Source organism: Clostridium sp. YIM B02569 (genome assembly GCF_022320765.1).
In the GTDB taxonomy this organism is placed as follows: Bacteria; Bacillota; Clostridia; order Clostridiales; family Clostridiaceae; genus Clostridium; species Clostridium beijerinckii.
This window is the reverse complement of record NZ_JAKJJX010000003.1, coordinates 95408-109096: the sequence shown is the minus strand read 5'-3', so window position 1 is coordinate 109096 and position 13689 is coordinate 95408. Positions and strand designations below refer to the sequence as shown.

General features: G+C 28.1%; 15 protein-coding genes, 1 pseudogene and 1 riboswitch. All 16 genes and pseudogenes read left to right on the top strand.

What is annotated here, in order from left to right; genetic code table 11:
• Positions 1-23 precede the first annotated feature (23 nt).
• The 16 genes and pseudogenes from L3B96_RS03435 to L3B96_RS03360 all read left to right on the top strand — a co-directional run bounded on the left by L3B96_RS03435 (position 24) and on the right by L3B96_RS03360 (position 13661).
• Positions 24-1205, top strand: a complete 1182-nt coding sequence (locus L3B96_RS03435; protein WP_238858848.1) for a class I SAM-dependent methyltransferase — start codon at positions 24-26, stop codon at positions 1203-1205.
• Positions 1206-1218: 13 nt separating this feature from the next.
• On the top strand, positions 1219-2085 hold the full coding sequence (locus tag L3B96_RS03430) for an NAD(P)-dependent oxidoreductase (protein ID WP_238858847.1): 867 nt from the start codon (positions 1219-1221) through the stop codon (positions 2083-2085).
• Positions 2082-2759, top strand: coding sequence for a metallophosphoesterase family protein (locus L3B96_RS03425; protein ID WP_238858846.1), 678 nt, complete (start codon positions 2082-2084; stop codon positions 2757-2759). The genes L3B96_RS03430 and L3B96_RS03425 overlap by 4 nt, the downstream gene beginning before the upstream one ends.
• Positions 2760-2782: 23 nt before the next feature.
• A complete protein-coding gene (locus tag L3B96_RS03420) occupies positions 2783-3805 on the top strand; it encodes an ATP-grasp domain-containing protein (RefSeq protein ID WP_238858845.1) in 1023 nt (340 codons plus the stop codon).
• A 28-nt stretch (positions 3806-3833) separates the two neighbouring features.
• Positions 3834-4583, top strand: a complete 750-nt coding sequence (locus L3B96_RS03415) for a hypothetical protein (RefSeq protein ID WP_238858844.1) — start codon at positions 3834-3836, stop codon at positions 4581-4583.
• The gene (locus L3B96_RS03410) at positions 4576-5607 is read left to right on the top strand and encodes a formyltransferase family protein (RefSeq protein ID WP_238858843.1); all 1032 of its coding nucleotides are present in this window, start codon (positions 4576-4578) and stop codon (positions 5605-5607) included. Before L3B96_RS03415 ends, L3B96_RS03410 begins: the two co-directional genes overlap by 8 nt.
• Positions 5608-6377: 770 nt before the next feature.
• Positions 6378-6551 (top strand): annotated as a pseudogene (locus L3B96_RS03405) (NAD-dependent dehydratase); the annotation flags it as partial.
• Between the two features lie 59 nt (positions 6552-6610).
• The gene (locus tag L3B96_RS03400) at positions 6611-6859 is read left to right on the top strand and encodes a hypothetical protein (protein ID WP_238858842.1); all 249 of its coding nucleotides are present in this window, start codon (positions 6611-6613) and stop codon (positions 6857-6859) included.
• Between the two features lie 167 nt (positions 6860-7026).
• Positions 7027-7206: a YjfB family protein gene (locus L3B96_RS03395; RefSeq protein ID WP_238858841.1), complete on the top strand. Its 180-nt coding sequence runs from the start codon at positions 7027-7029 to the stop codon at positions 7204-7206.
• Between the two features lie 30 nt (positions 7207-7236).
• Positions 7237-8067, top strand: a complete 831-nt coding sequence (locus L3B96_RS03390) for a flagellin (protein WP_238858840.1) — start codon at positions 7237-7239, stop codon at positions 8065-8067.
• 277 nt (positions 8068-8344) lie between these two features.
• A riboswitch (cyclic di-GMP riboswitch) is annotated at positions 8345-8433 on the top strand.
• A gap of 623 nt (positions 8434-9056) precedes the next feature.
• On the top strand, positions 9057-9461 hold the full coding sequence (gene flgB, locus L3B96_RS03385) for a flagellar basal body rod protein FlgB (protein WP_236896271.1): 405 nt from the start codon (positions 9057-9059) through the stop codon (positions 9459-9461).
• Between the two features lie 82 nt (positions 9462-9543).
• Entirely contained in the window at positions 9544-9951 is a 408-nt protein-coding gene (flgC, locus tag L3B96_RS03380) for a flagellar basal body rod protein FlgC (RefSeq protein ID WP_012060427.1), read from the top strand.
• A gap of 11 nt (positions 9952-9962) precedes the next feature.
• Positions 9963-10280, top strand: coding sequence for a flagellar hook-basal body complex protein FliE (gene fliE, locus L3B96_RS03375; protein WP_236896273.1), 318 nt, complete (start codon positions 9963-9965; stop codon positions 10278-10280).
• A 21-nt stretch (positions 10281-10301) separates the two neighbouring features.
• Positions 10302-11870, top strand: coding sequence for a flagellar basal-body MS-ring/collar protein FliF (fliF, locus tag L3B96_RS03370; RefSeq protein WP_236896275.1), 1569 nt, complete (start codon positions 10302-10304; stop codon positions 11868-11870).
• 5 nt (positions 11871-11875) lie between these two features.
• Positions 11876-12892 (top strand): flagellar motor switch protein FliG, encoded by a 1017-nt coding sequence (fliG, locus tag L3B96_RS03365; protein WP_236896277.1) that lies wholly within the window; start codon positions 11876-11878, stop codon positions 12890-12892.
• A complete protein-coding gene (locus tag L3B96_RS03360) occupies positions 12876-13661 on the top strand; it encodes a FliH/SctL family protein (protein ID WP_238858839.1) in 786 nt (261 codons plus the stop codon). The genes fliG and L3B96_RS03360 overlap by 17 nt, the downstream gene beginning before the upstream one ends.
• Positions 13662-13689: the final 28 nt, after the last annotated feature.

Sequence of the window (13689 nt, the reverse complement as noted above, 5' to 3'; positions counted from 1 at the left end):
TTATTCAATAGGAGATGAAATTAATGAGTGATAAAAAATCAATGTATCCATGGCAAGTTGATGAGTTACCTTTCTTTTATAAAAATTTACCTAAGCCGACCAATGGGGATGGATTTCCTGATTTTTTACCTTTTTTAATAGATATAGAAGAAAAAACAGGAGTCGTTAAGCAAGTATATAATGAAAGGATTAGTGAAATTCTTCAAAAAGCATATATAAAAGGGTCTTCGATTAGTGGGTTGATGGATGATTATGGAATTGGAGAGAAATATGCTAAAGATTTTTTGGAATTTATTATTAAGAATATCGGAACAGATAATTTAAATGGAGTAAGAATATTAGAAATTGGGTGTGGAACGGGCTATTTACTAAGTTTATTAAAAGGGTTAGGAGCAGATGTTGTTGGAATTGAGCCTGGTACAGAAGGAACTGAGATTTCAAATAAATATGGTATATCAATTCTAAAAGATTTCTATCCTTCAAAAAAACTTACTGAAAAATTCGATTTAATTATTAGTTATGGTGTTTTAGAACATATTAATAGTACTTCAGATTTTTTACAATCGGTAAATAATCAATTAAATGAGGGTGGAAAAATCTTTTTGGCAGTTCCAGATTGTGAGCCATATATTGAGCGTGGAGATATTTCTATGCTTTTGCATGAACATTATAATTATTTTATAAAGGATACATTGTATAATGTAATATATAATTCAATTCAATTTAAAGCTTATATTGAAAAATCCCAATTTGGAGGTTTTCTTTATGGAGTTGCTACTAATAATGAAAATACGCAAGATGATATGTATCCGAATTTTGGAAAAATACAATCATTGAATTATGGTTATAAGGATAAAGTGGAAAAAAATATAGTAAGTTTTTTAAATTTATTTGAAGATGATTATTTAAAAAATAAATCGATAGGAATATATGTTCCGGGACGAATAATAAATTTATTTTCTATTATCCAAAATAAAATTAATTTGAAGAATATAAGATTTTTTGATGATAACATATCTTTATATAATAAATACTTTCCTGGCATTAATATAAAAATTGAATCCTTTGATGACTTGAAAGTAAAGTCTCCAGATGTGATTTTTATAATGTCAAATTCATTTAATAATAAGATAAAAGAAAAATTAAAAAAATATTTAGGTAAGGATTTAACTATTTTAGATTATAATGATATTTTTAGAATATAAGTGAGGCTGTGTTATGGAAATTTTAATTACTGGTAGTAATGGATTTATCGGGAAAAACTTATATGATTATTATAAATATGATAAAACTAATAACTATATTTTCGGAACAACATCCCAATTAAATGGATTTGTTAAGTTTAATAATTATTATAACAACATGGAAGAAATATTAGTTAACGCAAAAATTGATTGTATAATACATTTAGCAGCAGTAATCCCAAGCTCATTTGAAAGTGCAGATTTTAATGATGTTTTTTTATCTAATGCCAATATTATGAATAATATGTATGAGTTTTCTATCAAAAACGGGATTAAGAAATTTATATATATTTCAGGTTTTGGATCTATGGAGGATTATAGAAATTACAAGATTAAGGATTATTATACGTTATCCAAAATACATGGTGAACATGTTTGTGCTATGATGGAAAACAAGGGGATAGAAACTGCATCATTAAGAATATCAGCACCATATGGTAAAGGTTCTAATAAAAAAAGCGTTATAAATACATTTATTAATAATTCATTAAATGGCTTAGATATTAACATATACGGAACTGGGAAAAGGGAACAAAATTTTATTTATGTAGATGATATAATACATGCAATTGAACTCTTTGTAACCACTAATAATAAAATAAATGGAGTATATAGTATTATTGCTGATAAGAATACATCGATGCTAAATTTAGCTGAAATTATAAAAAGTATATGTAATTCAAAATCTAAAATAAAGATAGGAAAGTATGATGATATACAGGAAAGTTTTAAACCTAGCTATGATTATGATAGAGCGTATAGAGAGGTCGGGTTTAAACCTAAATATAATATTTATGATGGATTAAAGAAATATATAGAATTGTATGTGGATGGCATATGAAAATAGCAGTTATTTCAGATATTCATTCTAATTTTGATGCGCTGGAAAAGGTTATTTGCGAGGTAAATAAGTACAATTGCAATATCAAGATATGTTTGGGTGATATGGTAGGTTACTACAATAAACCCAATGAAGTAATTGAAATTCTAAGATATAATGATTTTAAATGTGTAAAAGGTAATCATGATAAATTTATATTAGGTGAAATAAACTATAAAAAAGAGAATGAAGAAATTTATGGTATAAAAAGACATAGAGAAACTTTAAGCTATGAAAATCTATTATTTTTAAAGAATTGTCCTGAGTTTATTGAATTGAAATATGAAAATTATTATTATTGCTTTTGTCACTCATTAAAAAATGACTGCCAAGTTTATTTGAAAGATGAAAATGATATTATAAATAATTTTGATAATATAAAAAAGTATAAGTACTATTTCTATGGTCATACACATAGGAAGAAAAGTATGATAATTGAAAATAGTGTGATAATAAATCCTGGCTCAGTTGGACAGCAGAGAGATGAAGAGTGGAAACCATCATTTTGTATTTTAGATTTGAAGGAGAATAAGCATAAAATAGTGAGCATTGAATATGATATAAATAATTATATTGGTAATTTAGATAAAGATGGATATGACAAAAGATTAATAAATATTTTAAAAAAATACTAATAAATTTAAGGTGGTGAATTTTATTGGATAGGGTAAATGTATTAATAACAGGTATTGGTAGCGCAGGAGTTGGAGAACAGATACTAAAAGCTTTGAAAATATCTGATTTGAATTTATTTATTGTTGGTACTGATATAAGTAACATATGTTTTAATAAAAATAAAGTTGATAAATTTTTAATTGTTCCACCTGTTAGTAGTAACAATTATGGTGAAAGTATAAGAAACTTAATTGATAATTACAATATAAAAGCAATTTTTCCAGGTTCTGAGCCTGAACTAAAATATTTTAGTAATAACAGTTCTAAATTTCAAGATGTCTACATTTCAGCAAATGATAAAGAACTTATAGATTTGTGTTTGAATAAATTTAATACATACGAAAAACTTGCTGAATTAGGTATTCCTTTAGCTAAATATAATAAAATAGATACTATTTATGATTGTAGTGATATTGATTATTTTCCAGTTGCATTAAAACCGAATACTAATTCAGGAGGATCGTCGCATATTTATGTTGCTTTTGATAGGGAAGAATTAGAGATGTTTGCAGGATATATGTTAAAGCATGGAATTGATGTCATAGCACAAGAATATATTGAATATGACAATAATGAATATACTATAGGGGTTTCTTCAGATAGAGATGGAAATATATTAGGTTCTATCATATTAAAAAGATTAATAAATAATGCTCTCTCAACAAATAAAAAATTTAAATTTAATAATAAAAATGTAATAATATCATCGGGAATTTCTCAAGGAGAATTTATTAATGATGAAAATATAAAAAAGCAAGCGGAAAACATTGCAAAAAAAATAGGTTCGAAAGGTCCAATAAATATACAAGGAAGATTTTGTAATAATAAATTATTGTTATTAGAAATAAATCCCAGGTTATCTGGTACCACTTATTTAAGGACAATGGTTGGATACAATGAACCGGCTAATATGATAAAGCAAAATATTTTGCAGCAAGATTTTAGTTATAGTTATTCTACAAAAATGGTACTCAGAAGTATTGTTGAAAATATTAATGATAATTAAAATGATTTTGTAGATAAGGAGATTAATTATGGAGTTTTTTTCGTATGATAATTATAGGCAGATATTAGATTTGCTAAAACAGAGTGGAAATATTTATAAATTCAATGAATTTATGGGTAAAACAGGAATATTATTGAGGCATGATGTGGATTTTGATATCTATAGGGCATATGAATTATCTAAAATGGAAAAAGAAAAGGATGTAAAGTCTACATATTTCATTTTAACAAATTGTGATTATTATAATATAGCTTCAATGAAAAATAGAGTGATTCTAAAAGAAATGAGTAATAATGGGTTTGAAATTGGTATACATTTTGATCCTACAATTTACGGTGATATTAACTTGTGTGAAATGAGCAGGAAAGTAGATTTTGAATGTAGTATGATAGAAGATATTACAGGAGAAAAAGTAAAATCAATTAGTTTACATAACCCTTCTATACATAATCAATATCCGATATTTAATGGATATATAAATACTTATTCGAAGGAGTATTTTAATACAGAATATTATTTTTCTGATTCGTGCATGAATTTTAGGGGGAAGAATATAATGGAATTGGCTTCAAAAGCAGACCAGCATATGATTCAGGTATTATTTCACCCTATTCATTTTTCTGAAAGTGGACAAAAATATACGGATATATTTAAGAATATAATAGTAAGCAAAATAAATGAATTTGACACCTTTATGAGGGGTAATAGAACATATAAAAATGATATCGGGAGTAATAATTTATATGATTTTATTAGGAGTGGGGACTTAAATGAGTGATAAATTAAAAATATATGTATTAAATACTATTTCTGCTGGTGCTGAATCTTTAAATATAATAAAAAAAGAAATAAAAATAGATGGTATAATAGGGCTCAACAAAAATCATGAAGATATAAATGTAATATCTGGTTTTTATGATATGAAAAAATATTGTGAGAAAAACAATATGAATTTTATTGGAATAGATACATATAAAATAAATAAAGATTGTGACATAAAAAAAATAAAAGAATTACAAATTGATATTCTTTTGGTTTTAGGATGGCAGAGATTAATACCAGATTGGCTTATTAATCATGTTAGAATTGCGTGTATCGGAGGGCATGGGAGTCCATGGGGAATAGAAAAAGGAAGAGGAAGGTCTCCAATAAATTGGTCATTGATTTTAGATAAGAAGAATTTTATTATAGATATATTTAAAGTTAATGCTGGGATTGATTCTGGAGAGGTAATTGATGAAAGTTCATTTATGATAAATGAATTTGATGATGTTAATTCTATTTATTATAAGGTAAGTTGGAGTGTCGCGCAAATGATTATTAAAAATATTAAGAATAGAAATATTCTTGATAAAATTTATAAAAAGCAAAATAATTATGGGGTTAGATATTTACCCCAAAGAACTCCAGAAGATGGTGAAATTGATTGGAATAGAACCAATATTGAAGTTTATAATTTTATAAGAGCTTTAACTAAACCTTATCCAGGAGCATTTTCTTATTTGCATAATACAAAAGTATTTATTTGGAGAGCTATACCTTTCGAAGATATGATTGGCTTTGAAAAATATCAACCAGGAGAAGTGGTAAAATATTATAGTACTAATAATGAATTTCTTATTAAATGTAAGATAGGCGCTTTGTTAGTTAAAGAATATTCAGGAGAAATGATAATTAATAATGAATTAGAAAATCATAAATTTAGCAATGCAAATTTTAATGAGCAAATGCAAAAAATAATTAGTAGACACTATATTGATTATAAGAATAATAAATGTAATGATGAATTATTGCATTTCTAAATTATTCAAATCATGAGAATTATATTTTAGTGTAGATACTAAAAGGTGAAATGTTTATGCGAAATTTATTTAAAATGAGGCAAGTATTATATTATAATAAAGTTAAGGGCTAAAACCTTATATAAATCTGTGGTATTTTGGATATTCGGTAATTTAATAGTAGCTGTTTAAGTTCTGATGATATATATATAACTTTACTTGCGCACTAAATTGAGCAATTTTACCAAAAGGCTTAAGATCGAGGTTTATTAGATATTAAGGAATAAACTTTAGATATGTTATACTCAATCTTTTTGATACATATGTCAAAATTACTGCATAAGTTTATTATATAATTTAATTATTGAAAAATATTATATTGTTTATAAAGTATTAATGTATTCTATATCAAAAATATTTGGAATAATAAATCAAGTTAATACTTTACTATTTCATTCATGAATAGCAAAAAAGAATGGCGAGAATATAAAATTAAAGTAGTAATAAGAATAGTAATATAATTATTAGATGATTATATTCAAGTTATGCTTTAGTACAATATAATTGTAATTTTAAATGAAGATGATTCGTATAGTTTAACATATATTGTAATAATAAGATTAAATATATTGTGAATAACAGCCTTAGATGTAAATATAGTAAGAGAAACATTACAAGTAGTATCTGGAATTATAATGGATATAATATCTTTACCTAGATTTATTAGGTTAGGTATTGCCTGGGATAAGTAGTGAGAAATAGTCATTTGAGAACAGGAAGAGGCGTAAAGTAATAGAGTAAACGTAAATCATGTTGAGCATATTCATCCTCAAAGTGAAATAATGAAATTAAAATGTAATTATAATAAGGCTAAAATACTTATTAGTTGGGAACCGGAATATAGTTTAGAAGAAGGCATAAAAGAGACTGAAAAGTGGATAAAAAGTAGTTCAAGTTTTAACTAAGAAAGAATTAGTACGGGAAGATTCAATGTACTTTTTATTAAGAAGAGGATTAAAATAATATGGATGAACGAGGAGAACTAATACAGCAATTAAAAGCCGAACTTCAATGGGTAAAATATAGGATAAGAATGTTAGAGATCATCGAGGAAAAATTATTTCGGATGAGAAGGATGGTGGAAACGCCTAAAGAATTAAACCTTAGTGCAGAAGAAATTAATTCTTTAAATATTGAGATTCGTAATTTGGAAGAAAAGGTCAAAGCACTCGATAGTGAAAGCAGAAAAACAAAAGATGATGAAATATTATAATAAGTATCAGTGGTTATGTAAAAATAACTATTGATGCTTATTTTAGTTTATATGTTAGATTTGATTAGATAAAATAGCACTAAAGTAAATTCATGCTTAAGGTATTTCGTATTTGCACGATAATAAATTAGAATATTAAAGTATAAATTAAGAAAGGATTGGATTTTATGGATATAGGTGCAATGTCAATGGCTATGAATCAAGCATCTCTTCAAAGTGAAGTTTCTGTATCAGTAATGAAAATGGCTATGAATAGTGAGAATGTAGCAGCTGTTCAAGTAACAGACATGATGAGCAATATGGCTGTAGACACAAGTAAAGGAACTAATATAGATGTAAGAGCATAACTCGTACTAAAAGAGAGGAGGTTTTATATAGTGAGATTAAATCACAATATGTTTTCGCTAAACATATATAAATCTTATAAAAATTCGCTTGTAGATAATTCTAAAGCATTGAATAACATTAGTACTGGTCAAGTTTTAAATTCTGCAAAGGATAATCCTAATAAAATAGGTAAGAACGAGACTTTGAAGATACAATTATTAACTAATGATGCGGCAAGTAAGAATATTCAAGATACTAACTCTATGATACAAACCTTTGATGGTTCGCTTCAAGAAATGAATAATAGTTTAGCTAGAATGAAAGAATTAGCGGTTAGCGCTGGATCTGGGAGTTTAACTGATGAAGATAGACAAATTATTCAAAATGAAATTGATAGTGTCAAGTCTGATATAAAAGATTTAGCAAATAATACACAGTTTAATGGAATTAAATTATCTGATTCCACTTTAACAGGTGAAAATACTTCTATGTTAAAAGCTGTTATTGGAAATATGGATGATGAAAATATGGATATACCAATTTATAATGTTAGCCCAGAAAATTTGGGGGTTAGTGGAGTTGACGTAGTAAATAAATTGGATGAATCTAACGAAGCTATTGATAAAGCAACGCAAATGGTTAGTAGGATAAGAAGCAGATATGGTGCTTTGCAAAACAGATTAGATGGAACTGGTGATTATTTATCAAGTAAAGCATGCACTATTGAAAAGGTTCAAAGTAATATTGGCGATGCTGACATTGCTGGAGAAATGATGAATTATTCAAAAAGTCAAATATTAATTCAATCGTCAATTGGATTAATGGCACAAAGCAACAATTTTCCTAAAGATGCATTGAATATTTTAGCTAATGTTAAATAATCTATTGATAATAGAATACTTACAAAATGAACTGTAGTAGATTTTGAATGTTGAAATTTACTACAGTTCATTTTTAAAAATTAAAATAAATGATTTGAGTAATTTTAATGGATAATTTTGTGAAATTCTAGATTTATATTTATACAAAATTCCATTATCCAAAATTATCTAATAAATTATAATGAAATTTATAATTTATTAGATGATTTTATCGAAAATTAAAAAATAATTGTGGTGAAATAAACAAAAATACATTATAATTTAAAAGGATAAATTATATTGATACTAGCACACTTATTGAAAAATAAGGCCGCAAAGCCGTGAGTCTAAGGAAAATTTTTATTCTATGATTGTCAGGTTGCCAAAATATAAAGTGAAACTTAGTTCTTAGCTTCATAAAAAGAATTTTATGTTGAAGACTATTTGAACTTATCTAATGTCGTGTTACTTTTATCTCGAATATTAATAAAAAAGTAATGTAAAATAAGATCTTTCATTTTTGCTTGATTTGTTTTACTATTTGTTATTATGCGAGTATTACAAGACTAGACATAAGATAATTATAATAAATTTTATATTTATTTTGCTTTAAATATTTTTGGTGCCTATAATTTATAGACACCTTTTATTTTGTGGATATTATGGTAGGCCACAGTACAGATAAATGCAGTAGAAAGTCTAAAAATGGCATTTAATTTATTTTAAAAGATTTAATATGTGGGACAATATTACAATAAAACCAAAAAAAATCGGAATTAGTAAATAAATTGGAAAACATTTTTCAAAAAATTATAGATAAAATTGCATAGTTATTCTATAATTAAATTATTAATTAGCTAAAATAAAATGTAATATTTTACTTAGATGAAAATTGTGAGGAAAAAAGCATTTTATTTTACATATTCCTAATAATGTGTAAAATAAAATGTTTGGACTGAAAGTTTTAGATATTTATGCAAGTAGAAGACGAAATGTAAGGATGTGAATTTATGGCAATACAATCTATTAGTTCAGATGCTACTTATGAATTGATTAAACAAGGAATTAAGGCATCAAATGTTAGAGCTAAAACAATTGCTAATAATATGGCAAATGTCAATACGAAGGATTATAAGAGATTTAATGTAGTATTCGAGGAAAATTTAAAGAACCAAGGAGATTTCTCAAAATTAGACTTAAAACGTACTAATCCACGCCATTTTTCTAGTAGCAATTCAAGTAATGATGATAATATATCAATTGAACAGGATAAGAGTACTAGTATGAGAAGTGATGGTAATAATGTTGATTTAGATATTGAGAAGGTAAATCAAGCAGCAAATACTCTTAAATATAATGCGTTAATAACTGACATAAATAATAAATTTAATAATTTAAAAACTGTTATTAAATAGTGATAAATGATACATAATTAGGAATCATATTTAGACAAGCTAGGAAATTTGGAATTATTGATTAGATAAAGGAGGATTATAAATGAATGCATTTACTTCTATGCAAATAAGTGCAACAGGTCTTTCAGCAGAAAGATTAAGAATGGATACTATAACTTCTAATATGGCTAATGCAAGTACAACAAGAAGTGCGAATGGCAAAGGTCCATATGTAAGAAAAGTAGCTGTATTTCAAGAGGCTCTTGATGCGAATAAGGATATGGCAGGAGTTAAAGCAGTTAAAATTGAAAATGATCCATCACCTTTAAGAAAGGTATATGATCCAACGCATCCAGATGCAGATAGCAATGGATACGTTACAATGCCAAATGTGAATGTATTAAATGAAATGGCAGACATGATGGTAGCAACGAGATCCTATGAGGCAAATGTTGATACTTTTAATGCTTTAAAGAGCATGTTTTCAAAAGCTTTAGAAATTGGTAAGTAGGGGGATGAAAAATGAGAATAGAAGATAAGTTTGCACAAAATGAAATTATATTTAATAATAAATTTAAAGATATCAATAGTGATAAGAGCAATAATGAAAGCAATAACTCAGTTAGTTTTGGAGATGTCTTAAAAAAGGCAGTAGATGATACTAACGGTAAGATGACACAAGCTGATGAAACTGCAACAAAGTTTATTAAAGGTGATGATGTTGATATTGATGAAGTTATGGTTAAGAATCAGGAGGCTAGTTTGAGTCTTCAGTTTTTAGCACAAACTAGAGACAAGTTATTGGAAGGATATAACCAATTATCGAGGTTGCAATTGTAGTAAGGTGAGGAGAGCTTAATAATGAAAAAACTTTTAGAAAAAGTTAAGGGGCTTTTGGAAAAGTTTAAATCCAAGAATAAGAAGATAAAAGCTGCTATAATAGTAGCAATCGTGGCAGTTATTATTGCAATTATAAGTGGGATTTTTTACTCATCTTCTAACAAGTATCAAGTACTATTTTCTGATCTTGATGCAGCTGATGCTCAAACTGTCGTTAATAGTTTAAATGAAAAAAAAGTTGATACTAAAATAGATAGTAACACAAATACGATTTGGGTTCCTAAGGATCAAGTGGATAAATTAAGGTTGGAGCTAGCACCAACTTTGACATCTGGAAGTAAAGGCTATGAATTAATGGATAGCGGCAGTTCCTTTGGAATGACAGATGAAGAATTTAAAATAAAAAAAGTTAGAATGCAGCAAGGTGAGTTGGAAAAGACAATAAAAAGTTTTCCACAAGTAGAAGAAGCGAGAGTACATATAACTGAGGCTAAGGATTCTGTCTTTGTAAAGGACAAAGAACCCGGAAAAGCAGCGGTTTATCTAAAATTAAAGAAAGGGACGACTATTAGTGAAGATCAGGTTAAGTCAATAGTAGCGCTAGTATCTGGTGCAACTGAAAACATACCTAGAGAAAACATAGATGTTATAGACGATAACATGAATTTACTTACTAAGGATATAAATTCTGATCAAGGTAATTCAGTAAGCTCTGAAACAATATCAAAGCAACAAGATGCAGAAAAAGCTTATGAAGATAGAATGCAAAAGGCAATTGTTAGCTTATTGGAGCCAATCGTTGGTAAGGGCAAAGTTAAGGCTACTGTTAATGTAAATTTAGATTTCGATTCAAAACAAAAGACACAAACAGTAGTAGATCCGAATAAAGTAATTGTAAGCCAAGAAAATTCTAAGGAATCAAATAACTCGGGATCAACAACTACAAGTCAAAGTCCTGTTGATAATAATATGAGTAATACAACTACAGCTACAAATAATAACCCTTCGGCTTCAAGTAAGGAAGATCAGAAGACAAATTATGAAGTAGGTAAAAGTGAATCTAAAGTTATTAGCGCACCAGGAGAAGTTAAAAGACTTACAGCATCAGTTGTGATTGATGGAAATTTAGATGCTGCGACGCAACAGACACTTGAAAATACAGTTGGAAATGCAATTGGATTAGATACACTTAGAGGAGATAAAGTTTCAGTGCTTGGAATGGCATTTGACACAACAGCTCAGGATCAAGCTAAGGCAGAAATTGATGCTATGAATGCAGAGACAGCTACAGCTAGCAAGAATAAGATGATGATTGTTGCAGGAATTTTGGGAGCATTGCTTTTAGGTATTATTATTTACTTCGTCGCAAAGAGAAGAAAGAAGAAGAAAGAAGAAAATGAACAATTATTAAATACTTTAATTGATGATACTATATTACCTAAAGAACCAGATGATGTCTTTGAACCAATAGAATTTGAGGCTAAGACTCAAAAATCTCACTTAGAGGAAGAAATAAAGAAATATGCTACAGAAAAACCAGAACAAGTAGTAGAAATAATCAAGTCATGGTTGACTGAAAATGAGAGGTGATGGATATGTCAAAAGAACCAAGTCAATTGACAGGGGTGCATAAAGCAGCAATATTATTTATAACTCTTGGACCTGAAGCCTCATCTGGGATATTGAAAAAGCTACCAGAGGCGGATATACAGAAAATAACTTATGAAATTGCTAATATTACGTCTGTTACTCCAGAACAAAGGGAAGAAATATTAAATGAATTTTATCAAATGAATAAAGCTAGAGATTATATAATTGAAGGCGGCATGGATTATGCTAAAACATTATTATCAAAAGCATTAGGAACTCAAAGAGCAAGTGAAATACTAGATAAGGTATCAGAAGCGACAGCTCAATATAGACCTTTTTCAATTGCAAGAAAGGCAGATTCTCATCAATTGTTAAATGTAATTATATCAGAGCAGCCTCAAACTATAGCTTTGATTTTATGCTACTTGCAGCCAGATAAAGCAGCACAGGTTATGGCAGAGCTTCCAGAAGAGACACAAAGTGAAGTTGCTTATAGAATCGCAACTATGAGTAATACTTCACCAATGGTAATTAAAGAAATTGAAACTGTACTTGAAAGTAAGTTATCTTCAGTAGTAAGAACTGAAATGACAACTTTAGGTGGTGTAGAAACTTTAGTTAGCATATTAAATGCAGTTGATAGAACAACTGAAAAGAATATTACAGAAGGCTTAGAAAGAGAAGATGCAGAACTTGCAGATAAAGTTAAGAGTTCAATGTTTGTATTTGAAGATATTATCTCTCTTGATGATGTATCTATTCAAAGAATTCTTAGAGAAGTGGAAGTTTCTGACCTTGCACTTGCGCTTAAGGGATGTTCTGATGAAGTTGCAAATTCTATATATAGGAATCAGTCTAAGAGAGCTGCTGCTTCATTAAAGGAAGATATGGAATTCTTAGGACCAGTAAGGCTTATGGATGTTGAAAAAGCACAACAAAAGATTGTTTCTGTTATTAGAAGGCTAGATGATGCTAATGAAATCATCATTGCAAGAGGTGGAGAAGATGCAATCATCGTATAGATTAATAAAAAAGGACTTCGCAAAGTCAGGAACAAGTAAAGTTATTTCAACAGAGTATGTTAGTAAAAAAGCAGTATCTGAAGAAATTGAAGAGGAAAAAGAGGAAGAGAAAATTGTGGTAAAAGCGCCGCAGATTGATCCGGAAGAACTTCTAAAAAGGTATGAAGATATTGGTCAAAGGATAATACAGGATGCTAAAAACGAAAAGCAGATTATTGTTTTAAGAGCACAAATGGATGCAGATGCTTCAGAGAAAAAAGCATATGAAAAAGGATATGCTCAAGGTTCACAAAATGGATATGATGATGGATATAAGAAAGCTTATGATGAAACAATTGAAAGTGCAAGGGCAGAGGCGGCAGAAATTGTTAATAAAGCAGAATCGCTGCTGAAATCGGCTCATGATAACTATGAAAGATATCTAGAAAATAAAAAAAATCAGATAGTAAAATTGGCACTAGAAATTGCAGAGAATATTACAAAAAAAGCCTTGAGTAATGATGATTCAATGAATGATATTATTGAACAAGCTTTTAAAATTTCTAAAGGAGAAGAAAATGTTATTTTAAAGGCGAATTCAGCACATGTTGAAGAATTAAAATTGCAGGTGGAAAGATGGAAGGTATCATATAACATAAAAAATGAAATCTTTGTACTTGCAGATGATTTTATGGAACCGGGAAATGCAGTCTTAGAAAAAAACAGTGGTATAGTAAAAGTAGGCGTGGATATTGGAATGGAGCAAATACGAAAAGCAATATTAGGATAATCATGTGATGATTCATAACTCTTAGCAT

Bases quoted from the DNA above. Each gene is read 5' to 3' on its own strand.
- L3B96_RS03435 (WP_238858848.1), top strand. From the start codon at position 24: ATGAGTGATAAAAAATCAATGTATCCATGGCAAGTTGATGAGTTACCT.
- L3B96_RS03415 (WP_238858844.1), top strand. From the start codon at position 3,834: ATGGAGTTTTTTTCGTATGATAATTATAGGCAGATATTAGATTTGCTA.
- fliG (WP_236896277.1), top strand. From the start codon at position 11,876: ATGTCAAAAGAACCAAGTCAATTGACAGGGGTGCATAAAGCAGCAATA.
- fliF (WP_236896275.1), top strand. From the start codon at position 10,302: ATGAAAAAACTTTTAGAAAAAGTTAAGGGGCTTTTGGAAAAGTTTAAA.
- L3B96_RS03430 (WP_238858847.1), top strand. From the start codon at position 1,219: ATGGAAATTTTAATTACTGGTAGTAATGGATTTATCGGGAAAAACTTA.
- L3B96_RS03410 (WP_238858843.1), top strand. From the start codon at position 4,576: ATGAGTGATAAATTAAAAATATATGTATTAAATACTATTTCTGCTGGT.
- L3B96_RS03360 (WP_238858839.1), top strand. From the start codon at position 12,876: ATGCAATCATCGTATAGATTAATAAAAAAGGACTTCGCAAAGTCAGGA.
- L3B96_RS03425 (WP_238858846.1), top strand. From the start codon at position 2,082: ATGAAAATAGCAGTTATTTCAGATATTCATTCTAATTTTGATGCGCTG.
- flgC (WP_012060427.1), top strand. From the start codon at position 9,544: ATGAATGCATTTACTTCTATGCAAATAAGTGCAACAGGTCTTTCAGCA.
- L3B96_RS03395 (WP_238858841.1), top strand. From the start codon at position 7,027: ATGGATATAGGTGCAATGTCAATGGCTATGAATCAAGCATCTCTTCAA.
- L3B96_RS03400 (WP_238858842.1), top strand. From the start codon at position 6,611: ATGGATGAACGAGGAGAACTAATACAGCAATTAAAAGCCGAACTTCAA.
- fliE (WP_236896273.1), top strand. From the start codon at position 9,963: ATGAGAATAGAAGATAAGTTTGCACAAAATGAAATTATATTTAATAAT.
- flgB (WP_236896271.1), top strand. From the start codon at position 9,057: ATGGCAATACAATCTATTAGTTCAGATGCTACTTATGAATTGATTAAA.